The 23,551-nt window shown below is 58.1% G+C and carries 19 protein-coding genes; 11 read left to right on the top strand and 8 right to left on the bottom strand.

Translation table 11 applies throughout. The features are described 5' to 3' along the window. Window positions 1–121: 121 nt before the first annotated feature. Window positions 122–571, top strand: a complete 450-nt coding sequence (locus C7436_RS11400) for a DUF4124 domain-containing protein (RefSeq protein ID WP_011787113.1) — start codon at window positions 122–124, stop codon at window positions 569–571. A 26-nt stretch (window positions 572–597) separates the two neighbouring features. Here C7436_RS11400 and C7436_RS11395 read toward each other — a convergent pair whose 3' ends face one another. From C7436_RS11395 to C7436_RS11380, 4 genes are all read right to left on the bottom strand, one after another. Further along, on the bottom strand, window positions 598–1,692 hold the full coding sequence (locus C7436_RS11395) for a rhomboid family intramembrane serine protease (protein ID WP_011787112.1): 1,095 nt from the start codon (window positions 1,690–1,692) through the stop codon (window positions 598–600). 43 nt (window positions 1,693–1,735) lie between these two features. Beyond that, a complete protein-coding gene (locus C7436_RS11390) occupies window positions 1,736–2,068 on the bottom strand; it encodes a hypothetical protein (protein WP_011787111.1) in 333 nt (110 codons plus the stop codon). A 66-nt stretch (window positions 2,069–2,134) separates the two neighbouring features. After that, window positions 2,135–2,833 (bottom strand): PspA/IM30 family protein, encoded by a 699-nt coding sequence (locus C7436_RS11385; RefSeq protein WP_011787110.1) that lies wholly within the window; start codon window positions 2,831–2,833, stop codon window positions 2,135–2,137. Window positions 2,834–2,847: 14 nt separating this feature from the next. Continuing rightward, a complete protein-coding gene (locus tag C7436_RS11380) occupies window positions 2,848–3,252 on the bottom strand; it encodes a YjfI family protein (protein WP_121207886.1) in 405 nt (134 codons plus the stop codon). Window positions 3,253–3,457: 205 nt separating this feature from the next. Between C7436_RS11380 and C7436_RS11375 the strand changes: the two genes are divergently transcribed. From C7436_RS11375 to C7436_RS11365, 3 genes are all read left to right on the top strand, one after another. Continuing rightward, window positions 3,458–4,084 carry a hypothetical protein gene (locus C7436_RS11375; protein WP_121207885.1) on the top strand — a complete coding sequence of 209 codons (627 nt, stop codon included), beginning with the start codon at window positions 3,458–3,460 and terminating at the stop codon, window positions 4,082–4,084. A gap of 43 nt (window positions 4,085–4,127) precedes the next feature. After that, complete coding sequence (locus C7436_RS11370) at window positions 4,128–6,131, top strand: hypothetical protein (RefSeq protein WP_011787107.1); 2,004 nt, start codon at window positions 4,128–4,130, stop codon at window positions 6,129–6,131. 89 nt (window positions 6,132–6,220) lie between these two features. Next, window positions 6,221–11,470, top strand: coding sequence for a DNA repair ATPase (locus C7436_RS11365; RefSeq protein ID WP_121207884.1), 5,250 nt, complete (start codon window positions 6,221–6,223; stop codon window positions 11,468–11,470). A gap of 59 nt (window positions 11,471–11,529) precedes the next feature. Here the strand turns inward: C7436_RS11365 and C7436_RS11360 are convergent, their stop codons facing one another. Then, window positions 11,530–12,939: an SPFH domain-containing protein gene (locus tag C7436_RS11360; RefSeq protein ID WP_023009428.1), complete on the bottom strand. Its 1,410-nt coding sequence runs from the start codon at window positions 12,937–12,939 to the stop codon at window positions 11,530–11,532. A gap of 201 nt (window positions 12,940–13,140) precedes the next feature. Between C7436_RS11360 and C7436_RS11355 the strand changes: the two genes are divergently transcribed. From C7436_RS11355 to C7436_RS11345, 3 genes are all read left to right on the top strand, one after another. Continuing rightward, window positions 13,141–14,460, top strand: a complete 1,320-nt coding sequence (locus C7436_RS11355; protein ID WP_121207883.1) for a glycerophosphodiester phosphodiesterase family protein — start codon at window positions 13,141–13,143, stop codon at window positions 14,458–14,460. 97 nt (window positions 14,461–14,557) lie between these two features. Continuing rightward, entirely contained in the window at window positions 14,558–14,995 is a 438-nt protein-coding gene (locus C7436_RS11350) for a YtoQ family protein (RefSeq protein ID WP_011787103.1), read from the top strand. Between the two features lie 51 nt (window positions 14,996–15,046). Beyond that, complete coding sequence (locus C7436_RS11345) at window positions 15,047–15,934, top strand: DNA ligase (protein WP_011787102.1); 888 nt, start codon at window positions 15,047–15,049, stop codon at window positions 15,932–15,934. A gap of 1 nt (window position 15,935) precedes the next feature. Here the strand turns inward: C7436_RS11345 and C7436_RS11340 are convergent, their stop codons facing one another. Next, the gene (locus C7436_RS11340; protein ID WP_011787101.1) at window positions 15,936–16,535 is read right to left on the bottom strand and encodes an ATP-dependent zinc protease family protein; all 600 of its coding nucleotides are present in this window, start codon (window positions 16,533–16,535) and stop codon (window positions 15,936–15,938) included. A gap of 210 nt (window positions 16,536–16,745) precedes the next feature. Here C7436_RS11340 and C7436_RS11335 point away from each other — a divergent pair, with 210 nt between their 5' ends. The 3 genes from C7436_RS11335 to C7436_RS11325 all read left to right on the top strand — a co-directional run bounded on the left by C7436_RS11335 (window position 16,746) and on the right by C7436_RS11325 (window position 18,649). Continuing rightward, window positions 16,746–17,657: an esterase/lipase family protein gene (locus tag C7436_RS11335; RefSeq protein ID WP_228198104.1), complete on the top strand. Its 912-nt coding sequence runs from the start codon at window positions 16,746–16,748 to the stop codon at window positions 17,655–17,657. Continuing rightward, the gene (locus tag C7436_RS11330) at window positions 17,654–17,950 is read left to right on the top strand and encodes a hypothetical protein (protein WP_121207881.1); all 297 of its coding nucleotides are present in this window, start codon (window positions 17,654–17,656) and stop codon (window positions 17,948–17,950) included. The genes C7436_RS11335 and C7436_RS11330 overlap by 4 nt, the downstream gene beginning before the upstream one ends. 120 nt (window positions 17,951–18,070) lie before the next feature. Next, window positions 18,071–18,649, top strand: coding sequence for an outer membrane beta-barrel protein (locus C7436_RS11325; RefSeq protein ID WP_011787098.1), 579 nt, complete (start codon window positions 18,071–18,073; stop codon window positions 18,647–18,649). A 72-nt stretch (window positions 18,650–18,721) separates the two neighbouring features. Here the strand turns inward: C7436_RS11325 and cysK are convergent, their stop codons facing one another. Beyond that, window positions 18,722–19,693, bottom strand: coding sequence for a cysteine synthase A (gene cysK / locus C7436_RS11320; RefSeq protein ID WP_022993261.1), 972 nt, complete (start codon window positions 19,691–19,693; stop codon window positions 18,722–18,724). 16 nt (window positions 19,694–19,709) lie between these two features. Continuing rightward, window positions 19,710–22,586 carry a transporter substrate-binding domain-containing diguanylate cyclase gene (locus C7436_RS11315; protein WP_228198103.1) on the bottom strand — a complete coding sequence of 959 codons (2,877 nt, stop codon included), beginning with the start codon at window positions 22,584–22,586 and terminating at the stop codon, window positions 19,710–19,712. Between the two features lie 181 nt (window positions 22,587–22,767). Here C7436_RS11315 and C7436_RS11310 point away from each other — a divergent pair, with 181 nt between their 5' ends. Then, window positions 22,768–23,547, top strand: coding sequence for an ATP-binding protein (locus tag C7436_RS11310; RefSeq protein WP_023012126.1), 780 nt, complete (start codon window positions 22,768–22,770; stop codon window positions 23,545–23,547). The last annotated feature ends 4 nt before the right edge of the window (window positions 23,548–23,551 follow it).

Below are 23,551 nucleotides of genomic sequence, written 5' to 3'. Positions count from 1 at the left end.
GTCCATGGCCAACCAGGTAGGACGGCGCTTGTGACTACCCGGTCAAAGTTCCCAAACCCATCATCGGGTAGACTACTCCTTCGAAAGTTGTCCAAAGCATTATTCGAAAAGGAATTCAGTTATGACACGCAAGCTTCTCATCTCTTTATTTCTGCTATCCCTTGGTCCGTTTTCTCACGCTGCCGTCTACCAGTGGACAGATGCCAACGGTCAGACCCATTTCGGCGATCGCCCCCCGGCGAAGGCCAGTTCCAAAGAAGTGCGCGTCAATGCAGCGCCGGCCCAGGCTGATGCCACAGCCCGTGACCGGCAGCAGAAAATGACGGAGTTCCTGGAACAGCAACAGAAGGAGCGGGAGGAGCGTCAGGCCAAAGAAGCGAAAGCCCGGCAACAGGCCGAAAAGCAGGAGGAGCTATGCCGGAATCTCCAGGCCCGTCTCAAGCACCTGGAGAGTGTTTCGACCTTCTACGATATCAATGAGAAGGGTGAGCGGGAGTACGTGTCTGAGGAAGAAAATCAGCAGATTCGGGACCGTTTCCGCGCCAAGGTTAAAGAAACCTGCGGCGAGTAGGTACCTATTGCGATTAACCGGCAAGGCTACCGGTTAATCGCAGCCTCCGGCTGATTCAGCATCGCAATCAGCGGATTCTTCCGCAGCACATAATCCCGCAACAGGTAGCCCAGCAGTAACCCCAAGCCAAAGCCACCCAGATGCGCGGCCCACGCCACACCGCCCTGGGCGGTGAACATCCCGAACAGGTTTATCAGGCTCCAGATCAGGAAGTACCAGTGAGGTGCGAGTTTCTTCTGGTAAACAATGATCATGAAGGTAAGACTGGCGTGCCGGAACCACATCAGGTAGAGACCGAACAGGGCAGCGATGGAGCCACTGGCCCCGACCAGCAGCAGGGGCCCCTGGCTGGCATCGAACAACAGCAGTTCCGCAAGGGCCGCCATAATGCCGGCAAACAGGTAGAGTGCCAGGAAGGCACCATGCCCCAGCGCATCTTCCAGGTTGTCGCCGATGATCCACAGAAAGTACATGTTCCCGACCAGGTGCATCAGGCCACCGTGCACAAACTGATAGCTCAGCAACTGAAGCACAAAATGTGACGGGCTTTGGGTGTCGGAGTTCAGTCCCAGGTTTACGAAGATCCACTCATTAGCCTCAGCGGACAGCGCTCCAACACCAAACACCAGGGCACAGAGGAACACCAGGGTTCGGGTAACCCAGGGGGTGCGGTGGGGTTTTACGTTGTATTCCACCGGCATGGCGGTCAGGAACTGGAACAGCCAGGATTTCCAGCTCACCTTCTGGTTCAGGTCTTTAAGGGCCTGCTTCAGTTGCGGCGACTGCATTACCTGATCGACTTCGTGTTTGTCGAGCCAGACACCGTCACAGCCGGGGCAGCAGTCAATTTCCGTAGTGTAGTGAGCCAGCAATTGGTAGTGGGTCATGGGCACGCGACACCGCCGGCAAAGCCGGTCGCTGGTGCGAAGCGCGGGGCCGAGGTGCTGCTCGTGATCGTACTGGTCTACGCCGTCATGATGCTCGGCAATCGCCTGATTTAATGCGCCATCTTCAAACCATAGCCCGTGGCACAGGCGGCAGTCGAATATGGAGGGATGGCTGGAGGAGTCCAGGCTTGCGGTATTGCAGGCCGGGCACTGTCGATAGCGGTTTCTGGGCATGACGTCCTTTTCCTGGTATAGCGGTTTCTGAAGCGCCTGGCGATTACTGATCCGAGGCAGTCAGATACTGCCTGGCAAATCCCTGCAACTCCTCCGCCACGCGCTGGCGAATAGCGGCACGATCCTGCGGATCCAGTTCGTACTTGCGTGCCAGCAGTTCGAAATCCTCGTCTTTGAGGGTTACCGTCAGCCGCGGGCGGGCACGGCCTTTACGGTAGGGCAGGTGGAGCACCTTGCGCACCATGTCGGCGGTCGTCATATCCTGCATGGCCGCCGACACGCGAAACGCGCGCTGGATGTCGTTGGACAGGTCGAAGGCCATCTGTACCGCCTGAACGGCCTGTTCTTCTCGGGACCAGTCCTGTTTCTTCGCCATGGGGTTGCCTGTGAGAGCGCCTTTGAGATGCTTGAGTGAGCGCCCCGAACTCGGGGCGCTCAGGGTTTACGGGTTTGCGTTGCCGCCCTTGAGGCGTGCCAACACATCGTTGACGGCATCCTGTTCGCCGTCAATGCCGGCGGCTTTCAGTTTTTCGTCCAGATCTGCGCCGGTCAGCTCTTTTTCCAGGGTGGCGCTGGCGGTCTGGCGGTCTTCTTCCCGGGCCTGGCGCTCGCGAATCCGTTCCAATGTCTCTTTCGCGGTGCTCAGGGAGGACTGCTGGCTGTTTATGTTGGTGTCAATCTGCGCGGTGGTGCGTAGCACCCGCTCGTTGGTCTTCACCACTTGCAGTTCCCGGCGGTAGTCGGCCAGCTGTTTCTCGGCTTTCTGAACTCGCTCTTTCAGGCCCACAATGCGCTGTTGCAGCAGTTCCCGGGTTTGGGTCAGCTCCGAGGCGCGGCGCTCATGGCCAACAATTCGCTCGGCCACTTCCCGGGCCAGGTCTTCCTGGCCAGCCGCGATGGCTTTGCGGGCATCGTCTTCACGCTTGGCGGCGCTGTCCTGCTCGGTACGGATCTGTCGGGCCAGGGAGGCCGCTTCGGCCATCAGTGACGCCAGCTCCTGCTTGGCCTGTTTCAGCTCATGCTCGGAATCGCGCAGTTCCTGTTCCAGAATCCGGTTGCCCTGGCCGTCGACAACGGCTTCACCCAGTTCGTTCACACCCCCGCGCATGGCGGTCAGGATTTTTTTAAGTACGGTTCTCATGTTTAAGCCCTCACTCAAGCCAGGTAGTCTTCAAAAGTCTGTAACAGGTCGATGGCATTCTCGGCGAGGGTTACCAGTTCCTGCATGATCTCGCTGGTGCCGGACGTGGGGCTCAGTGCGCCATAGACCACATAGTGCTGGCCGGTTTTGCCAAGAGAGCTTAAGGGCATGGGAACACTGATGCGCAACATGTTTTCATGCAGCTCGTTCAGACGTTCCGGGGCCAGTTCCTGTTCGTCGAAAAGGTACGCAAGGCACAGAATCTGGGTGTCGGTTACGGTAATATACACCGGTGTTTCTTCGGCGCCGGATACGATCACCTGCAGCACCGGTTCTTCGCCGGCAATGGGCATGACATCGAAGGTTCGGCCAGAATGGGTGGCGTCACCCAGGGCCAGGGTGAGAGATTGGGTATCCACGAATAGCTCCTTCCTGTGGCGTTGAATCGGTTCGGCCGATCCGGACGAACCTTGTCCTGTCGCTTGACATTTTATGTCAATAATCCGAGTCTATACCTCGCAATTAAACATTTGCAAGAAATAGTTTGTTTACGTTATAAACAACTCGTCAGTCTGACACGGACTGTCGCCCAGTGGATTTACCAGAACGGATGTCTGGTCGCGTATGGATACATTCTTTGCAATTGCCTTCTCCTTCCCCACGGTCATTTTTTCCGTATTGTTGTGCGTGGCCATCGTTTACTGGCTGATTTCCCTTGTGGGTCTGGGCGATATCGAGGCCGATGGCGATATTGATGCCTCCGGCGACTTCTCCGGCCTGATGGTGACCCTGGGGCTCCAGGGTGTCCCGCTGCCACTCGTGCTTACTCTGTTGTTCCTGATTGCCTGGTTGGCGAGCTATTTTGCGGAGCTGTTGCTCGGTGCATTGGTGCCTGGTGGCTTGTTGCATGCCCTGTTCGGCCTGGCAGTCATTGCCGGGGCTCTGGTGGTGAGTGTTCTGGTGACCGCTGTGATTATCCGTCCATTGCGGCCACTGTTCCGGCGGGCGTATTTACCCCCGCTTCAGAAACGTATTATCGGTACCGCTTGCGTGATTACCTCAGCAACGGTTACGGAAACCAAAGGCCGGGCTGAAGCGATCCTGGACGGTGCCCATCTGGTGCTGCAGGTCCGCAGCCATACGCCTTTGGCGCATCGCGAGCGCGCGGTGCTGATCGAGCATATTCCGGACAAGAACGCCTGGTGGGTGGTTCCGGAAGCTGAATTCCTTGCCGGCGAATCGGCCGGTTAATCCCCGCACCTACTCCCTTCAATCAGCGCAGGAGAATGACTAAATGGACTTATCTTGGATGATGCCAGCAATCATGACCGTCGGGGTCCTGGTTCTGCTGATACTGGGCATACTGGCCCTGTTCAAGGCGTTTTACCGCAAGGTGGACCAGGGCCAGGCCCTGATCGTGAACGACCTGTCGCCCACGCCCAAGGTGTATTTCACCGGGGCCATGGTGCTGCCGGTTATCCACCGCGCCGAGACCATGAAAATCTCGGTCATTACCCTGGAGCTTAACCGTACCGGCAAGGAAGGGCTGATCTGTAAGGACAACCTGCGGGCCGACATTACTGTCGCCTTCTACCTGCGGGTGAATGAAACCCAGGAAGACGTGCTGCGCGTGGCCAAATCGGTGGGTGTGGGCCGTGCCTCAGACCGCGATGCCGTGAACGAGCTGTTCAATGCCAAGTTCAGTGAAGCGCTGAAGACCGTTGGTAAGAAGCTCGAGTTCATGCAGCTGTTTGAGGAGCGTCAGCGCTTCCGCGATTCCATCGTCGAGACCATCGGGGAAGACCTGAACGGTTACGTGCTGGAAGACGTGGCCATTGACTACCTGGAGCAGACGCCGAAGACCTCACTGGACCCGAACAACATCCTGGATTCCGAGGGTATCAAGCGGATTACTGAAATCACCGCGCTCCACAATGTGGAAACCAACCGTCTGGAGCGGGACCAGGAGCTGGAAATCCAGCGCAAAAATGTGTCAGCGCGGGAAGCGTCGCTGGAACTGGAACGCAGCCAGGCCGAAGCCGAAGCGCGCCAGCGCCGGGAAATTGAAACCCTGCAGGCCCGTGAAACTTCGGAAACCGAGCAGGTGCGTGAGCAGGAGCGGGCCCGTGCCGAAGCCGCTCGTATCAAGACGGATGAAGAACTGGCGATTGCGGACGAAAACAAGCAGCGCCAGATTGAAATGGCCATGAAAGCCCGCGAGCGTGCGGTGCAGATTGAAGAAGTGCGTATTCGCCAGGCCCGGGAGCTCGAGGATGTTAACCGTGAGCGGGCGGTGGAAATCGAGCGCATTGGCATGGAAAAGGCGCTGGAAGAAGAGCGCAAGGAAATTGCCGATATTACCAGTCAGCGTATTGCCGTTGAGCGCAACGTGGCGGAAGAGGAAGAGAACATCAAGGATGTTCGCAACCGCTCCGAAGCAGACCGCCTGAAGGTGAAGAAAGTGGTGGCGGCTGAAGCCGATGCCGAAGAACTGAAGCTGAAAGATGTAAAAGCGGCCGAGGCGGCGTTTGAGCGCTCCAAGCTGGAAGCCGAGCAGATTCGGGTCACCGCCCAGGCGGAAATGGACGCGGCCGAGAAAAAATCGGTGGCTGACGAGAAACTGGCCCGTGGTCGCCAGGCTATGGCCGCGGCCGATGGCCTTGCTGAAGCGCAGGTCAAGGAAGCTCAGGCGTCTGCCATCCGGGCCGATGGTCTGGCCCGCGCCGAGGTCAAATCGGTTACCGCCAAGGCCGATGAAGAAGCCGGCATGGCCGAGGTTCGGGTGCTTGAGCAGCGTCTGGAAACCGAAGCCATGGGTGAAGAGAAACTGGGTGTTGCCAAGGCCGATGCCCGTAAGGCTATGGTTCTGGCCGAAGCCGAAGGTGAGCAGCGCATGGGCCACGCCAAAGCCGAAGCCCGCGAAGCCATGGCCAAGGCCGAAGCGGCTGGTCTGGTTGAGAAACTCAAGGCCTACGATGGCATGTCTGAGGAATCCCGTCACTTTGAAGAGTTCCGCATGAACCTGGAAGTTCATGAGAAGGAAGTGATGGCCCAGATCGACGCCCAGAAGGCTGGCATGCTGGAAAATGGCCGGGTTATGGCTGCTGCCCTGAAAGACGCCAAGTTCGAAATGATCGGCGGCGACGGCGGCATTTTCGAGAAGTTTGCCCAGGGCCTTGGCTACGGCAAGAGTGTTCAGGGCGTGCTGGACAAGTCCCCCTCGCTGCAGGCGGCGCTCTCGAACATTGCCGGCCGGGTGGCAGGTGAAAAGCCTAACCGCAGTTCCGAGACGGCCTGATAAGGCCGATGGCTCCCGGTACCGGACCCAAGGTGCCGGGAGTGCTTTCCCCTAACCGCATTCCCCTCTTTGGTTCAGGATGATTTGGTATGTCGACGGATCGCACCGAGCTCGAAAGCATTGTTCAGGAAGGTTCAGCCTTTGAAACCATCAAGCGCCGGCTGAAAGAGCAGGGCGGCCAACTGCGTGAGCAGGTGTCCGGGCTGAACCAGGCCCGCGAAGAGATCTTTGGCAGTGCCGGCATGAACGTGCTGGGCCGGGCCCGGGTGCGAACCGAAAACAACGCCATCGCCCGGGATGTGGTGCGTCTGGGCGACAAGCTGTTGTTCGGTTTCAATCTACAGCTGGGCTTGCGCAAGACGCTGGTGATTGAGGACGTGTTCCGGCTGTACCACCTGAACGACGGCGACAGCGGCTTCGAGATGACCGAAGCGGCCATTGAGGGCTCGTTTCTCAAGGATGAACGCTTCGCCACCGACTTCCGGGAACTCCAGCAGTACTACAACACCGCCACGCTGTCGCAACTGGTGATTCTCAAAGGCATGTTGCTGATGGCGTTTCGCATCGGTGACAAACTCGATGATCTTCGGGTGTTTCGCTGGGAGCTGAAGCCCGATGGTGAGGTCAGCCGCTACATTGATAATCGCGGCGAGCGCGATCTGTCTTTCCCGGAACGTTTCAGTTTTCCCTGGAAAACCGTGGGCCGCGACAGCCAGGTTCAGGGCCGCTCTCCGCACCTGAACATCGCCGACACCCTGTTTGTGGATAACCTGCGGGGCAACATTACTTTCAAGGTGGAGAACAACACCTCCACCGGCGAAGGCATCTACTCGGACCCGGTGGAGTCCGATTCCCAGTCACTGGACGACGCCAGCTTCGATTTTGCCGATCTGGGCGAGATTCTGCTGGTACGGATTCTGCCGTTTAACGAAGAACACTGGCGCTACTACCTGTTCAACCGCACCGAGCGCAAGATCGAGCGGGTTGACGCCATGGCCGGTTCCGTCGCGTCGCTACCGGACAATCACGGCCTGATTTTTCCGTCGGGTTATTACCTGAGTACCGGCGAGCTGAAAACCTTCCAGATTCCCGACGGGGATTTCCGGCTCAAGCGTACCTTGCGGGCCCCCAACGGCGAAGACATGCTGTATGTCTTCTTTGAACAGCGCACCGGTCAGGTGATCCTGTTCCGCTACAACCTGATTCGCAAACAGGCGGATGTGCCACTGATTGGCCACGGTTACGCCCTGTTCGAAAACGGGCATCTGGTGATTTTCAATGCCGACAAGGAACCTACGCTGGTGCACCCGTTGCAGGTGTGGGAAACGCCGTTCACTTCTGAAAGTTTCCACGCTGCGGCGAACGTCGCCAACGATTCCGAGCTGGCGCGCATTGGCAATCCCGAGCTGGTTCGGGGAATTGCCGAGCTGAATACGGTGGTTACCCTGGTGGAGGGCGCCAGCGCCAGTGAGCGGCATTTCACCAACCTGATTCGTACCGTGGACCGTATTCTGGACCAGTTTTTCTGGCTGTCAGCGCGTCAGGAAGAAGCCTTGTTTGCGGGGTTAAACCAACAGCTCAGCACCATCCGAAGCACCGCAGAGCTGGTGCTGGATGAGTATGAGAAAGTCCAGAGCATTCGCGCCCAGACTGAAGCTGCCATTACCGAGGTCGCTCAGGACCAGGGCGCGTTGATGCGGGACCTGAAACCGGATAGCTGGAAAGCACCGGATCAGTTTGTCAGTTACCTGGCACGTTTGCGCGATCATCGCGGCCGGGTGCGAACTCTCAATGATCGGCGCTATGCCGACAAAGCCCGTATCGACAGTCTTGAAGAGGAGCTGGCCGAGGCCGAGGGCCGGCTGACCGAGCGCACCTTCCGTTTCCTGGCGTCGCCGGAGGCGCTGGATGGCTACCGCCAGACCCTGACCGAGTTGCAGACTGCGCTGGCCGAGGCCGACAGCCGGGATGCCCTGAAGAAGATTGTCGATCGCTATCGGGAACTGACCGAAGGCCTGGACATGATCCAGGGCATGCTGGCGTCGATGGGCGGTGACGATGCCGCGCTGGAAACGGCGATCACCGATAATATCTCCGGCATCTACGCCACCATCAACCAGCAGCGTTCCGAAGCGGAAATCCGGCTGAAAGAGCAGGGCAGTGCGGAAGCCCGGGCCCAGTTTGCGGCTCGTATCCGGCTGTTTGAGCAGAGCCTGGCGAACGGCGTCAGCGCGCTGTCGGATGTGCGCGAATGCGATGGTCTGATGACCCGGATGCTGGATCAGCTCCAAGAGCTGGAAAGCCAGTTTGGCGAATATGACGAGTTCCTGGCGGCCATTCTGGAGCAGCGTGAGAACGCCCATGAGAGCATCGAGGCACGGCGCCAGCAGCTCCAGGATCAGCAACAGCGCCGGGTAACCACGCTCACCGATGCCTCCGCCCGTATTCTCAAGAATCTGGGCCGCCGTACCGAACGTTTCAGCAGCCCGGAAGAGCTGCATGCCTTCTTCGCCTCTGATGCCATGGTTAGCCGGTTGCGCAGTATGGCCGGAGAGTTACGGGAGCTGGGCGCCGCCATGGAAGCGGACGATTGCCTGGGCCAGCTCAAAGCGGCTCAGGACACCGCCCTGCGCAGCGTTCGGGATAAAGCCGATATCTTTGAGGATGGCGGTGCCGTAATCCGGTTGGGCAAGCACAAGTTCAGCGTTAACCAGCGGGAGCTGGATCTGACCCTGATTCCCCGGGACGATTATGTGCTGCTGCACCTGACCGGGACCCAGTATTACGAGCGCCTGGAGGAGCCCGAGCTGGACCGCCTCCGGGGCTACTGGAACATGAGCCAGCCTTCGGAATCCGACCGGGTGTACCGGGCGGAGTATCTGTCGGCACTGGTAATCGATGAGTTCCGCAAGGCCGGAGACCTGCCGGTTAACGTCGCGGATCTGGATGAACTGACCGGTTACATCCGCAAGTTCGCCTCGCCCCGATACCGGGAGGGCTACGAAAAAGGCATCCATGATCACGACGCAGCGCTGATTGTCAGTACGCTGTGGCCGGCGATTCAGAACGCCGGGTTGCTCCGTTTCAGCCCCAGGGCGAGGGCACTGGCCATGCTGTTCTGGGCCGGGTTGAGCCAGCAACAGAGCGCGGGCCAGCAACTGCGTTCCCGGTGCCTGTCTGCCGGCATCCTCAGCCGCATGATGCAGTCCGATGAGCTGCTGGAATCCCTGCAACAGGAACTGGAACCGCAGCTCGCAAACTTTGTGGAAGAACAGCAATTGAGCCTGGCCGGGCCGGGCAGCGATGGTCGCAGCCTGGTGCATTCCGCAGCCCAGTACCTGGTGCGGCAGCTGGCGGAAGAATCCGAAGGCTTCGATATCACTCGCTATGCCGGGGATCTGGCGACCGGCTTTGTCGAGGCACTGAAACGGGATAACCAGTTTGCCCAGTATCAGCAGGCACTGGAGGTCGTGGCCGATCAGCCGGCTGCTCGCTGGAGCATCACCAGCCACTGGTTGAAAGCCTGGATGGCCAAGACGGATCAGCAGCATCTGCTGCACTATCTTCCGGAGGCCGTGGTTGTGCTGAACGTAGGCGAAACGGTGAAAACCTCGGTTCGCAGTGTGGAACTGGCGTTCCAGATTGAGGGTCTGCTGGGCCAACACCCTCGCATTGAAGAGCGCACGCTCAGTCTGCAACTGGATGAATTTGACGAGCGTCTGCGATATCACCAGCAGGAGATCATTCCTGGCTGGCAGCAGTTGCAGGAGGTGCGGCAACAGGTACTGGAGAAATGGCGTGGCCAGTTACGGCTGGACGAGTTCCGGCCCCGCCCGCTGTCGTCGTTCGTACGTAACAAGCTGATCAGCGAGAGTTACCTGCCGATCATTGGCGATAACCTGGCCAAGCAGATGGGCACGGCGGGTGAGGACCGCCGTACCGACCAGTCTGGGCTGCTGATGATGATCTCGCCGCCGGGCTACGGTAAAACGACGCTGATGGAATACGTGGCCAACCGTCTGGGCCTGATCTTCATGAAGATCAACTGCCCGAGCCTGGGCCACGACGTGATGTCGCTGGATCCGGAGAAGGCACCCCATTCCACCGCCGAAGCGGAGCTGATCAAGCTCAACCTGGCGCTGGAGATGGGCAATAACGTGATGTTGTATCTGGATGATATCCAGCATACCCACCCCGAGTTCCTGCAGAAGTTCATCTCCCTGTGTGACGGCACGCGCCGCATTGAAGGGGTGTGGCGCGGCAAGACCAGCACCTACGACATGCGTGGCAAACGTTTCTGTGTGGTGATGGCGGGTAACCCCTACACCGAGAGCGGCGAAGTCTTCAAGGTCCCCGACATGCTCGCCAACCGGGCCGACATCTACAACCTGGGTGACGTGCTCTCGGGCATGGAGCATGCCTTTGCGCTGTCCTACATCGAGAACAGCCTGAGCTCCAACCGGGTGCTGGCACCGCTGGCCACCCGGGGCATGGCGGACTTTTACCGGTTCGCCGATCTGGCCGAAGGCAAAACGGTGGCGGATTCGGACTTTGAACACGACTACAGTGCCGCCGAGCGCGATGAAATCGTTGCCCTGCTGAAGAAAATGATCCGGGTGCGGGAAACCGTGTTGCGGGTCAATCAGGCTTACATTGCCTCCAGCGCCCAGGCAGAAGCATACCGTACCGAGCCCACCTTCAAGCTGCAGGGCAGCTACCGGAACATGAACAAACTGGCGGAGAAGCTGTCGCCGGTGATGAGTGACCAGGAGCTGGAAGCCCTGATTGATGACCACTACCAGGGCGAGGCTCAGCTGCTGACCTACGGTGCCGAAGAAAACCTGCTCAAGCTCAAGCAGATGCGCGGCACCATGAATGACGAAGAAGCGGCACGCTGGCAGACCATCTGTGAGGAATACCGCCGCCGTCAGCAAGCCGGTGGCGACGAGGAAACCGGGGTGAAAGTGGTTCGCCAGCTGGGCCTGATCTCGGAACATTTGCAGCAACTGGGGCAACAGCTGGTTGCCGGACTGGACAACGGAAAACACCCGGAACCCGATCTGGATAAAGCCCTGAGCCAGCTGTCCCGTTCCCTCGAAACCGGCCTCACCGAAGGCCTGCAATCGGTACAGCTGAATCCCGCTGTCACCGTCAACCTGGACAGCCCGCCCCAGGTGGGCGACGCGCTGATGGCCTTCGCCCGGATCTTTGAAGAATCCATTGTGCCGCTGGTGAAAACCATGGATGGCAAGCTGGATCTGGATTTGAAAACCCAGAGTGACATGAGCCGGGTGTTGCGGGTGATCCGGGAGCTGCAGGAGCGTTTGCTGGCCGGTTGACCACGTTGATACCGGGGGCGAATGTCTGGATCGCCCACCCCGGTATCAATGCGTTGGCTTTACTGAGGGATGGTCTGTCCTGAAGACCGGCGCAACTGCTCCATAGCACCAAGACTGGTAAATACTTCCAGGCTACTGACCGGGCTGGCGCCTGCGTCGGCCCCGACATAGTAGTCCGGCATATCGATGGTTACGTCCTTCAGGGCCGGGTACATTACCTGGGCGATATCGCGCTGAATTTCGGCCATGTAGATATCCCGGGCGGCCTGTTTGGCCAGCAGGTGTGCCTTGGCGACTTCGGCTTCCGCCAGGCCTTGCTCACGAATGGCTTTTGCAGCGTAGGTGGCGGCTTCGGCATTGGCTTTCTGGATGTCTCTCTCAGCAACCGAGATTTCCAGCTGCTTCTGTTTCTCCAGCACGGCTACGGCCTTTTCTTTCTCTTTGCGGACGGTTTCCAGTTCTGCCTGCTGGCGCTCCATTTCCACTTCTTTCTGCTTGGAAATAATGGCCAGTTCTTTGCTGCGCTGGGCGTCCTGGATGGCCCGGGCCTTCTCGATCTCTTTTTCCAGCTGCGCGGTTTTGGCTTCGGCGCGGGCGGTTTCCTGGGCCTGGATCGCGGTAATCCGCTTGGCGACCAGGTCCTTCTTTTTCACCAGCAGCTCATCCAGTCGCTTCTCGGGCAGCGGACGGCCAATGGTCACCTGGCGTACCTGAATGCCATAAGCATCCAGCGGGTTGGCAATGCGCTTGGCTTGGCCGGCGCTGTCCTGCAGGATGATGTTTTTCCAGACCAGCTGCACTTTCCGCTCCAGCCGGTCGCCGTCGTCGTTGGTTGAAGATACGGCAGCCAGGTCGGTCTGTTCCACTTCCACCTGCTGTCGCTCGGTTTCGTAAAGGCCATTCTGCAACTGGTCTTCCAGTTGAACCTTGAACTTGTTCAGACCACCCTGGAAGAACTCTTCGCCGGTGTACTGGGTGGCGGTCACTACGGTCACGTTTTTGGCGTTCTTGATCAGCAGCGAATCGATCAGGTTGTCGTAGCTACGGAACTCACGATGCATAGCCACAATCTTTTCCGGATCTGCTGACAGTCGGAACCGGAAAGTGGCCGGAATCCGGGCGGTGTAGGTGTCAGCGAACTGCACCTCCACTTCGCCCAGCTGCCGGGTGGATTTGATTTTTTCGCCACTCTCCTGGTTACCGAAACTCAGGGTCATGGCCTGATTGTAGGTATAAACGTTTGAGAAGAACGGTACCTTGAAGTGCAGGCCGGGCTCGGTGAACACGCGGATGGTGCCAAACAGGGTGTCCTGAACCACATAGGTGTAGCCCAGCTCCGTGGTAAAAAAGGAAGACATGGCCAGGAAGACCGCGAACAGCGAGCTTGCGATGGCCAACAGATATTTTTTCAGATTATTCAGAACAGCAGAGAGCAGTTTCTCTGTCCGTGAGATTGCCGGGGCGTCCATTCGATACTCCAGATGGGTTCTTGGGGCGGCCGAATGTACCGGAATGTTGTAAATAGTGTGTAGGAAGATCAGTCAGATCCTTGTAGGAAAAGTCTGCATATGAGGAGAAGTTGATCGGCTGGTCAAAAAAACGTCATGCGGTGGTCATGGCTCTTGTGAACACTGACGCTGCAGTATCATTCATTTCACAAGGAGCAGGTTATGAAGTTACGCGTTATCGCAAGTGTGGTGTTGAGTACTCTGATGGCCGGAGCCGCCAATGCCACACAGGGCTGGCATGATGAACGTCAGTGGTTGCCGCCTGGGCTGGAAAAGGCATGGCACGATCACCCGGGGCATAAAGGTTGGCACAAGTATCAGGGCAAGCCATCGGTTCAGGTGGGCGCGAGGCCGTACTGGTTGGTTGAGGATATGGATGACGGCCCGCTCAAGGAACGTCTCAAGAGCTGTGACGTGCGCAACTTCCAGGCTACGGACTTCTCGATTGGCCACCGGGGAGCGCCCCTGCAGTTCCCGGAACATACCCGGGAGTCCTACATCGCCGCCGCCAGGATGGGCGCTGGCATTCTGGAGTGTGATGTTGCTTTCACCAAGGATCGCGAGCTGGTGTGTCGCCACGCCCAGAATGATCTGCACACCACCACCAACATTGTCACCATTCCGGAATTGAACGCGAAGTGTACCCAGCCGTTCGTCCCTGCTGATCCGGCATCCGGCACTCCGGCCAAGGCTGAATGCCGGACCAGTGACATCACCCTGGCGGAGTTCAAGACCCTCGAGGGTAAGATGGACGCCTACGATCCGATGGCGACCACACCGGAAGAGTATGTCGGCGGCACTGCTGACTGGCGCACCGATCTGTATGCCAGCCGGGGCACCTTGATGACCCACCGCGAGAGTATAGAGCTGTTCAAGTCACTGGGCGCCAAGTTCACACCGGAGCTTAAAACGCCAGTGGTCGATATGCCGTTTGAGGGCGAGTACAGCCAGCGGGACTACGCCCGTCAGATGATTCAGGATTACATCGACGCTGGCATTAACCCGAAAGATGTGTGGCCGCAATCGTTTAATCTGGACGACGTACTCTTCTGGGTGAATGAAATGCCGCGCTTTGGTGAACAGGCAGTGTTTCTGGATCAGTCGCCGATCACGCCGGATACAGAGTCTCTGGCGCACATGGAAAGCCTGAAGTCCCGGGGCGTGAACATTCTGGCGCCAGCGCTCTGGAAAATGCTGGCGCTGGATAGTTATGGCGAGATTGAACCGTCTGAGTATGCCCGCAATGCCCGCATGGCTGGTCTTGATCTGATCGCCTGGACCGTGGAGCGTAGTGGTCCCCTGGCAAATGGCGGTGGCTGGTATTACCAGACAGTTTCGGATGCCATCAATAACGACGGCGATGTCATGAATGTGATTGATGTGCTGGCTCGGGAGGTGGGCGTCATTGGTGTATTCTCGGACTGGCCGGCCACGACCACCTATTACGCCAACTGCATGATGAACCCGAAAGGGCGCCGTTAGCTGGAGCTGTAACACCTGTAACACCTGTCTGATGCCTACATTAAAGCCGGCCCGTAGGTTAGACTGGCCGGCTTTAAACTGGCGTAAGGAGCCCAACATGATCTGGACCGTATACCTCTCCGGCGAAATCCACACCGACTGGCGCGAGCAGATTGCTGCGGGTGCCGAGGCGGCCGGCCTGCCGGTAGAATTCACGTCTGCCAATACCGATCACGAATCCAGTGATGCCGCAGGTGACTTCCTGGGCAAACCGGAAAACAATTTCTGGCGTGACCACCAGTCGTCCAAGGTAAACGCCATCCGCACCAAAACCCTGCTTGAGCAGTGTGATCTGGCGGTCATCCGCTTTGGCGACAAGTACAAGCAGTGGAACGCGGCCTTCGACGCCGGTTATTGTGCGGCTATGGGCACGCCATACATTACCCTGCATGACGAAGACATTGTGCATCCGCTCAAAGAAGTGGACGCCGCCGCCATGGCATGGGCTAAAACGCCGGGACAGGTGGTAGAGCTGCTGAAGTATGTAACGGCTTAAGAACCGTAATATCGGAATTCTGTAAACAGGGACGTAACAGGGCAAAGGACTATGCCACTCTGCAATACCACCCGTGTCAGGGCGATGCCTCTGGCATTCAGTTTTATTGTTGTATCAATCTTCCTTTCAGCGTTTGGGCATGCCAGTGGCCGGCCGCCGGCTCTTCCGCTCGCCAATGTCTACCATCCCGGGGTCAATCTGGAAGAGTACTGGGTCAGTGAAAAGCTAGACGGTGTCCGGGCATTCTGGGATGGCGAGACGCTCTGGTCTCGGGGCGGGTACAGGTATAGCGCACCGGCCTGGTTTACCCGTCAGTTTCCCGCTCAACCCCTGGATGGCGAACTCTGGAGCGGTCGTGGCCGTTTTGCGGAACTATCTGGCGTAGTCCGCAAAGTTCAGCCAGTAGACCAGGAATGGCGTCAGGTGCGCTTCTACGTCTTTGATTTGCCCGAGCCAGATCGGCCTTTTGAGCAACGCTATAGACGCTTGCAACAGCTGGTGACCGCAGCAGATTCGCGTTATCTGGTACTGGTGGAACAGCGGGTAGTTGCCAGCCACGATGAGCTGATGGCCCGGCTTGAGCAAACGGTCGCGGCCGGTGGTGAGGGACTGATGTTGAAACGCCGCAAAAGTTGGTATCAGGCGGGCCGTTCAGATGACCTGCTCAAGGTGAAAAAACATCAGGATGCGGAAGCCACAGTGGTTGCTCATCTTCCCGGCAAGGGCAAGTATGAGGGATTATTGGGGGCACTGGAGGTAGAGCTGGAAAGTGGTCGCCGGTTCCGGCTTGGCACCGGGTTTACCGATGAGGAGCGGCACAATCCGCCTGCTATTGGCGCCCGGGTTACTTTTCGCTATCGCGGCCTCACGGCTACAGGCTTACCCCGGTTCGCCAGCTTTCTAAGAATTCGTAATGACGAACCGGAGAGTATCGAATAGTTCAGCCTGCCAGAGCCTTCTTACTCTCGGCGAGTTCCTCGAGGGTGCTGTATTCACACTCGTTTTCAACGATAAAGCTGCGGCCTGAGTCGATCAGGATGTTGTCATCGCGCATGAAGCGACGGCCCAGCAGCACCGGATAAGAGAACTTGCCCCGATCCGTCAGTGAAAACTGGGTTTCATGGGTTTTGCCGCCAATACAGAAGTCCATTTTTATCACGTATCGGCGTTGTGACGGCGCGCCCTTGCGCTTGATCAGTACGGTCCGGTATACCGGCCGTTCGAATTCGAGAATCACTTCTTCGTGATCAATATCCCCTTCACTGGGCTGGTCTTTGTGGTCGCCCAGTGGAAGTTGGAACCGGACCCACTCTTCATTGTCCTTCTCGAACGGTTCAACATTGACCGCATGCAGTGAGGAGGTCTTGGCACCGGTGTCGAGACGGGCTTTCAGGCGTATGCCGGTTTCGCCCATTACCACCCATTCCACAAACCCCATAACCTCGGGTTCCGGTGTGGCCTCTTCTGTGCTTTCGGCCGATGCCGGAAGCGCGGAGAAAATCAGGCTTGTCAGAGTGAGTAAGAGAACAGCAGATCGCATTAGATGCTTCCTTGTATTTTCCCGGTTAAACGACAAATACGGTTCGAAAGCGTATCAGGATTCCCTCTCTGTCGCCCTTGCCGGCAGATTAAACTTCCTTGAGCCGAAGCGTTGGCAGCCATTCGCCCGTGAGCCGTATTCTGGCCCGATTATCGCCATAGCCATTGTCCCTGGCAGGCGTACACTGGAGTTATCAACAGGAGAATGATGATGGCACCTCAGGTCTCAACCGGGCGAATCCAGCAACAGGTAGCGGCCATCGCCAGTGGTTTTCTTGGCGACTGGCTGGAGCATCGTGGCAATGGTCTTGCCGCTCCTATGTCCGTATTTGCCGGAGATACAGAGCTGCAGGTAGAGAAACCGGAACCCGAGGTGCCCGGCCGTACCCTGTGCCTGTCGATCCACGGCCTCATGGAACTGGAGTCGGTATGGGATTTTCCCTCGCGACCGGGTTACCACTATGGCAGCTACCTTGCGGAACAGCTTGGCGATGCCAGCGCCCTGAAACTGCGTTTCAACACCGGTCGGCCGATTTATCGTAACGGTCAGGAGCTGGCGGCCCTGCTTGAATCCCTGGTCAGTAACTGGCCCGTTCCGGTGCAGCGGTTGATCCTGATCGGGCACAGCATGGGCGGATTGCTGATTCGAAGTGCCTGCCACTATGGTCTGGTGAATGGGCACTCCTGGGTCACACGGAACCCGGATTGCGTGTACATCGGTTCGCCACACGATGGCTCCTGGCTGGCGGTTGGTGCCCACCGGGCGGCCGGCTGGTTAAACCGGAGATCCCGGGACTATCTGAGGGTGATTGGTGAAGTGATCGACCTGCGTAGCGAGGGTATCCGTAACCTGTCCCGGGGCGATGTCCTGGAACCCGGTGTGGAGCCCCAGCCACTGTTACCGGAGGCCCGGCATTATGTGATCAGTGGCTTGCTCCTGCGCGGTCAACAACACCCTGTGAACCTGCTCTTTGGTGACGCCTTGGTGCAGCAGGCCAGTGCTGAAGGCGCTGGCCAATCCGGCTGGCAGCTGGCGGGCTGTGCGAATTTTCCGGGTGTGGATCATATCCGCCTGGCTCACCATACATCGGTGTGCCAGCAACTGGAGGACTGGTTGGTATGAACAAGGGTAATGGCGACATGCACTGGTGGCTGGGCCTGGTAGATCTTCTCGCTCACGGGGTGCAACACAGCGCGGTGAAGCTGCAGCGGGTTCATTTGTCGGTGGCCGAAGAAAGCTTTCGGATACTGGAAACTGTGCCGGTTACCCGGCCCGGGGCGAGAGTGGTTCGGGTATGGCACCACGGCATTTCCCGGCTGAGTTATGGCAGTGTGGCGATGGCGGGAGCGGCCGTGACGCGGATTACCGACGGTTATCTGCGGGAACGAGATGACAGGAATGTGAATAAATCTTAGTCCGGTTTTAACCCGGTACCCCTGAATTCTTCTGTAGGCTGGTTTTACGCAATCGGGAAACAGGATTTCCGATTGATCGTTTCGACGAATGGAAAACCCAACCACAGAGGAAAACGCGTTATGAGCTACAAAGCTGGATTTGCGTGTGCAACTGTTCTGACTGCTGCCGTCTTCACTGCCCCTGCTGTCTGGGCTCAGGATAATGTCAGCCGCGACAAGTCAGGACCGTACATCAGTGGTAGTTACGGGGGATACAAGGCCCACGGTGGCGAATTCGAGGACGAGAACGATCTGCTTGGCGCGGCTCTGGGCTATCAGTTCAACGAATTCTTTGCCCTTGAAGCCGAATACATCGATTTTGGCAATTTCGGCGATGATGACGTGGAAGGTAAGCTTAAAGGCGCGGGCCTGAGTGCCATCGGTCGCCTGCCACTGACCGACAGCTTTGGCGTTTATGCCAAGGCCGGTGCGTTTGCTTCCGCGTTTGATGTTGAAGCCTTCGATGAGGACGAAACCTACGATGAGGTGAATCCTTTTGTCGGTGCCGGTGTCGACTTCCGGGTAACCGAACAGCTGACGGCGTTTGCTGAGTACAACCGCTACAATGTGGACATCGATGAAGACGACTTCAACGGCCAGGTAACCAACGACGGTCCGGATTTCGATACCGGTCGGGTTGGTCTGAAATTCCAGTTCTGACACTGACGTCAGTCGTTAAAAAAAGCGCAGCCCTTAGAGGCTGCGCTTTTTTGTTTTCAGGCACGGTGAGAATTACTGCTGATTCTCAAGCTCGCCAAAGGTATCGGCAAACAGGGCCGACGAGAGGTAACGCTCGGCCGAATCCGGCAATACCACCACAATGTTTTTGCCCTGGTGTTCCGGCTGTTTGCTGACCCGAATCGCGGCCACCACCGCAGCGCCGCAGGAAATGCCGCACAGAATGCCTTCTTCCCGCATCAGGCGATGGGCCATGGCCATGGCGTCCTCGTTGGACACGGCCTCTACCTGATCGACCAGGTCAAGGTCGAGGTTCTTGGGTACAAAGCCGGCCCCGAGACCCTGAATCTTGTGGGGGGAGGGTTTAATCTCGTCGCCCCGCAGTGTCTGGGCAATGACCGGTGAATCCGCCGGCTCCACCGCCACGGTGGTAATGGCTTTGCCCCGGGTTTGCTTGATGTATCGGGATACGCCGGTCAGCGTGCCGCCGGTACCAACGCCGGCAACAAAGATATCCACTTCACCGTCGGTATCGTCCCAGATTTCCGGGCCGGTGGTGTCCTCGTGAATCTTCGGGTTAGCGGGATTCTGGAATTGCTGCGGCAGGAAGTGGTTGTCCGGGTCGGAGGCAAAAATCTCCTCGGCCTTGGCGATGGCGCCCGGCATACCCTTGGCGGGTTCGGTGAGTACCAGTTCGGCTCCCAGGGCCTTGAGAACCTTACGCCGCTCCAGGCTCATGGAGGCCGGCATGGTAAGAATCAGCTTGTAACCGCGGGCAGCGGCAACATAGGCCAGGGCAATGCCAGTGTTACCACTGGTGGGCTCGACAATAGTCATGCCGGGTTTCAGGGTACCGCGTTTTTCGGCATCCCAGATCATGGCGGAACCAATCCGGCATTTGACCGAGTAGGCCGGGTTCCGGCCTTCGATCTTGGCCCAGATCGTTGCGCCATCGTTTACCCGGTTCAGCTTCACCAGCGGTGTGTTGCCGATGGAAAGGGAATTGTCGTTATAGATACGTGCCATGTTCTGCTCCTGTTCCTTATGTCTTGCGCCCGGTCTGTCTTGCTTCCAGGCGGTTTCGACCATTGCCCTTGGCGGCGTAGAGCGCCTGATCGGCCTGCCTCAGATACTCTGCCGGTGAGCCGGTCGGCTCGGGCACGCCATAGGCGAGGCCAATACTGACCGTCAGCTCGATCGGGCTACCCTGGCAGGTATCGCACTGCCGGTTGGCAACCGCTGTCCGGAAACGTTCCAGTCGGTCCATGATATCGGATGCGTCTTCGTAACTGGTGAAAATTATGAATTCCTCACCACCAAAACGCGACAACCGGTCGGTTTCCCGGCGGAAGTGCTCCCGCATCACATCAGCCAGTGCCTGAAGGCACTGGTCACCGGCTTCATGGCCCCAGGTGTCGTTGATTTTCTTGAAGTGGTCGGCATCCACCATGGCCACCGCGAAGCCGGTTTTATGGCGCTGGCACCACTGGAAGCTGCGGGGAAACTCGCGGTCGAAATAGCTGCGATTACCCAGTTGAGTGAGATTGTCGGTTACGCTCAGCCGTGATAATGCTTCGTTGGCCTCGGCCAGCTCCCGGTTCAGGCGGCCGAGCTTGCGATTCCAGTACACCAGCAGAGCCGTTATCACAAGGCCGGCAATCAGAATCTGCCAGAAACGGGTGTAATCAACCCGTTCCTCAATCCGGAGATTACGCCAGGTACTCTCCAGGTTTTCCCTCTCCTCTCGAGTGAGGCTGGAAACCAGCCGCTGCATGATGTTGTGCAGTATAGGCTCGTCATTTCGAGTAGCAATGGCCAGAGACCAGTCGGCAGGAACCCGGCCGATCACTTTCAGGTCGGCCAGGCCGAGTGACTGCATGTAATAACTGGCGGTCGCCAGCGTGGTGATGTAGCCCGCCAGTTTGCCGTTTTGCAGCTGCCGTAACCCTTCTTGCTCGGAGCCAACCGGAACGAGCTGCAGCGAGGGGTAACGTTGCTTGAGGAGCTCGGCAAACGCGTAGCCGTCGACCACGCCAACGGGCCTGTCGCCCATGTCACTCAGCCGTTCGATAAATGGTGCCTCAATACGCCCCATGATGACATTAGGCACTTCAAGGTAGGGTGTGGTGAAGTTCATGTAGCTGGTGCGTTCCGGGGTTTCCATAGCCATAGGGAACATGTCACAGCGGCGGTCGCGGGCGGCGTCAATGGATTCCCGCCAGCTGTCGGTTGGCACCAGTTGGAAATTGAGGTCACCCCGTTCCCGGAACAGCTCCAGTACCTGGGCTGAGAGTCCAACATGCTGGCCATTCTCGACGGCTTCCAGTGGGCTCCAGTCCGGATCGACACAAATACGGACTCTGCGATTATGCTGTCGCAGCCAGTCGGATTCCGTTTCGTTCCACTCAATTCGGCCACTCGGTTGATCTGCCCGGCGGGCGGTGGCGCCGAGCCAGCGGGTTTCGATGGTTCTCTGTTCGGTGGGTGAGATTGACGCCAGAGCCTGGTTCAGGATATCTGCCAGGGGCGACAGGGTCGGCCGGATGCCGAAGCGCAGATCCTCTCCGGTAAAACCGGGAAGTACCAGTTCGCCGGCAATACGCACGCCGCTGATGCCAAGGTCATGTATCCAGTAATTGCCCGAATGCAGGGCATTGATCACTACATCCACGTCGCCCTTCGCCAAGGCGTGGAACATAGGCTCCTGGGTGCTGAAGGTGAGCAGATTTTTTGTGCCCAGAATCTCTTTGACGGCCTCTTCGTAATAGATGCCGGCACCGATGGCCAGGCGGTAGTTTCTCAGGTCTTCCAGCCGGGTGTAGTTCAGGCTGTCACTGCGGGTAAATATGACATTGGGGATAGTGTGATAGGGCTCGGTGAAACGGGCAAAGGCTTCCCGTTCCGGGCGATAGGACATGTTTGCCATGATATCGATATCGCCGTTCTGCAGCATTGGAATCAGCTCGTCCCACTGGCCGCGTACCGGAATGATCTGCAGGCCGGTAAGGTCGGCCAGACGATCCATAACGTCCACGCTCAGGCCCAGGGTTCGGCCGCCATCGGTAAAGCTGAACGGAGCATAATCGTCCATGAAACCAACTCGAACCGGCCCGAGGCTGGCCAGGAACCGTAGTTGTTCGGAACTTAAAGGCAGCCTGGCGGATTGTTCTGAAGAATAGCCACCGAACTCCTGCCAGCGTTCGCGCAGATTACTCAGGCGGTTTGTCGGAATGGCATCCAGCCCGGCCTGTAAGCGGTCGAGGAGTAGCCGGTCGCCAACTCTGACGCCAATTCGAAAGTCTTCCCGCGATAACTGGTTCAGAGGTGCGGGCCCGGCCATCTCCAGAAAACGGAAGCCGGCCTGGTTGGCCAGGTACTCCATGGTCAGGCGTGGGCCAACGGCTACATCCACCCAGCCAAAGGCCAGGGCCCGCACCAGGCTGGGCAGGGTGTCGTAGGTCTCTATGGTGAGGTCTTCTTCCTGCAGCCGATCCAGGTAGTATATGTTCTCCACCACCCCGATTTTCAGGCCTGCCAGGTCCTTCAGTTTCTGGATTGGGGGCAGGTAACGAGCGCTGTCGCGCATCAGGTAGACTTCGCGAAAATGGTAGGGTTCGGTAAACAGGATCTTTTCAGCCCGCTCCGGGCGCCAGGAAATACCATCAATGGCGTCCAGATCGCCCCTCAGGAATGCTGCGTAAATGTCTGGCCAGCTGCCGGCCCGGAAATCGAAGGTCAGGTTGGCGTTACGAGCGACTTCTCGCAGGACGTCAATGGAAAATCCCGTTGGGGTGCGTCCCTCGAAAAAACTGTATGGTTCGTTATCGGCGACTACGCCGATGGTAATCACCGGAGGCCTGTCCGCAGGGGACTCTGCCCGGGCGAGCCCGGCAACAACCAACAACAATAGCAGAGCCATGAAAGATAGCCGGGAGACGACTAAGATCGGGCGCTGTAGCGTTGAAAACGTGGGGAATGTCAAAATGAACCTTCTATGTTGCTTACCGCTACAGTGTAGTTGCAAATCGTAACCTCTGACAGTCATAACTGGCCAGAATTCATACAGACTTTGTGAAATCTTCAACGAGGAACCGCAGCCCATGGCAGAACAGGCGTTTGATTGGCAACACACACCAGCCGCCGTCTGGCGGAGGCATCGTTCAGGCTTGCGGGCCATTCGCCGGCTGGACCCGGTGCAGTGGCCGGCGCTGACCGGCATCGACCACCAGAAGCAGGCACTGGCAAGGAACACCGAACGTTTTCTGGCGGGTGAGCCCTCCAATAATGCGCTGCTCTGGGGATCGCGGGGGACGGGCAAATCTTCGCTGATCAAGGCCTTGCTGAACCGCTATTGCGATCAGGGCTTGCGCATGATCGAGGTGGACAAGGACGACCTGGTCAATCTGCCTGAAATTGTCGACGACATCTGCGATCTGCCGTTCCGGTTTGTGATCTATTGCGATGACCTGTCGTTCGATGTGGGGGAATCCGGGTACAAGGCACTGAAAAGCGTGCTGGAAGGCTCACTGGAGCTGCCGCCGGAGAATGTGCGGGTGTATGCCACGTCTAATCGGCGCCACTTGATGCCGGAGTTCATGAGCGACAACCTCAAAAGCGAAGTCCGGGATGGCGAACTGCATCCGGCCGAGGCTATTGAGGAGCAGGTGTCGCTGGCCGACAGGTTCGGTCTTCAGTTGTCGTTCTACCCGTTTTCGCAGGATGTCTATCTGCAGGCGGTGGATCTGCTGTTTTCCCAGGTACAGGACCGTGAAGCTCTGCACCTGGAGGCGGTGCGTTTTGCCACCGGCAAGGGCGTGCGCAATGGCCGCACTGCCCAGCAGTTCTATCGCCAGTTCGCCGGGGATCCGCGCTTCTGCTGAACCG

Origin of the sequence: Marinobacter nauticus (assembly GCF_003634635.1) — a bacterium.
GTDB lineage: Bacteria > Pseudomonadota > Gammaproteobacteria > Pseudomonadales > Oleiphilaceae > Marinobacter > Marinobacter nauticus.
Note: the sequence above shows the minus strand (reverse complement) of the source record. Positions and strands in the feature narration are given on the sequence as shown.

Excerpts from the sequence above, each read along its gene's own strand:
- C7436_RS11400 (WP_011787113.1), top strand. The coding sequence starts at position 122 with ATGACACGCAAGCTTCTCATCTCTTTATTTCTGCTATCCCTTGGTCCG.
- C7436_RS11395 (WP_011787112.1), bottom strand. The coding sequence starts at position 1,692 with ATGCCCAGAAACCGCTATCGACAGTGCCCGGCCTGCAATACCGCAAGC.
- C7436_RS11390 (WP_011787111.1), bottom strand. The coding sequence starts at position 2,068 with ATGGCGAAGAAACAGGACTGGTCCCGAGAAGAACAGGCCGTTCAGGCG.
- C7436_RS11385 (WP_011787110.1), bottom strand. The coding sequence starts at position 2,833 with ATGAGAACCGTACTTAAAAAAATCCTGACCGCCATGCGCGGGGGTGTG.
- C7436_RS11375 (WP_121207885.1), top strand. The coding sequence starts at position 3,458 with ATGGATACATTCTTTGCAATTGCCTTCTCCTTCCCCACGGTCATTTTT.
- C7436_RS11370 (WP_011787107.1), top strand. The coding sequence starts at position 4,128 with ATGGACTTATCTTGGATGATGCCAGCAATCATGACCGTCGGGGTCCTG.
- C7436_RS11365 (WP_121207884.1), top strand. The coding sequence starts at position 6,221 with ATGTCGACGGATCGCACCGAGCTCGAAAGCATTGTTCAGGAAGGTTCA.
- C7436_RS11360 (WP_023009428.1), bottom strand. The coding sequence starts at position 12,939 with ATGGACGCCCCGGCAATCTCACGGACAGAGAAACTGCTCTCTGCTGTT.
- C7436_RS11355 (WP_121207883.1), top strand. The coding sequence starts at position 13,141 with ATGAAGTTACGCGTTATCGCAAGTGTGGTGTTGAGTACTCTGATGGCC.
- C7436_RS11350 (WP_011787103.1), top strand. The coding sequence starts at position 14,558 with ATGATCTGGACCGTATACCTCTCCGGCGAAATCCACACCGACTGGCGC.
- C7436_RS11345 (WP_011787102.1), top strand. The coding sequence starts at position 15,047 with ATGCCACTCTGCAATACCACCCGTGTCAGGGCGATGCCTCTGGCATTC.
- C7436_RS11340 (WP_011787101.1), bottom strand. The coding sequence starts at position 16,535 with ATGCGATCTGCTGTTCTCTTACTCACTCTGACAAGCCTGATTTTCTCC.
- C7436_RS11335 (WP_228198104.1), top strand. The coding sequence starts at position 16,746 with ATGGCACCTCAGGTCTCAACCGGGCGAATCCAGCAACAGGTAGCGGCC.
- C7436_RS11330 (WP_121207881.1), top strand. The coding sequence starts at position 17,654 with ATGAACAAGGGTAATGGCGACATGCACTGGTGGCTGGGCCTGGTAGAT.
- C7436_RS11325 (WP_011787098.1), top strand. The coding sequence starts at position 18,071 with ATGAGCTACAAAGCTGGATTTGCGTGTGCAACTGTTCTGACTGCTGCC.
- cysK (WP_022993261.1), bottom strand. The coding sequence starts at position 19,693 with ATGGCACGTATCTATAACGACAATTCCCTTTCCATCGGCAACACACCG.
- C7436_RS11315 (WP_228198103.1), bottom strand. The coding sequence starts at position 22,586 with ATGGCTCTGCTATTGTTGTTGGTTGTTGCCGGGCTCGCCCGGGCAGAG.
- C7436_RS11310 (WP_023012126.1), top strand. The coding sequence starts at position 22,768 with ATGGCAGAACAGGCGTTTGATTGGCAACACACACCAGCCGCCGTCTGG.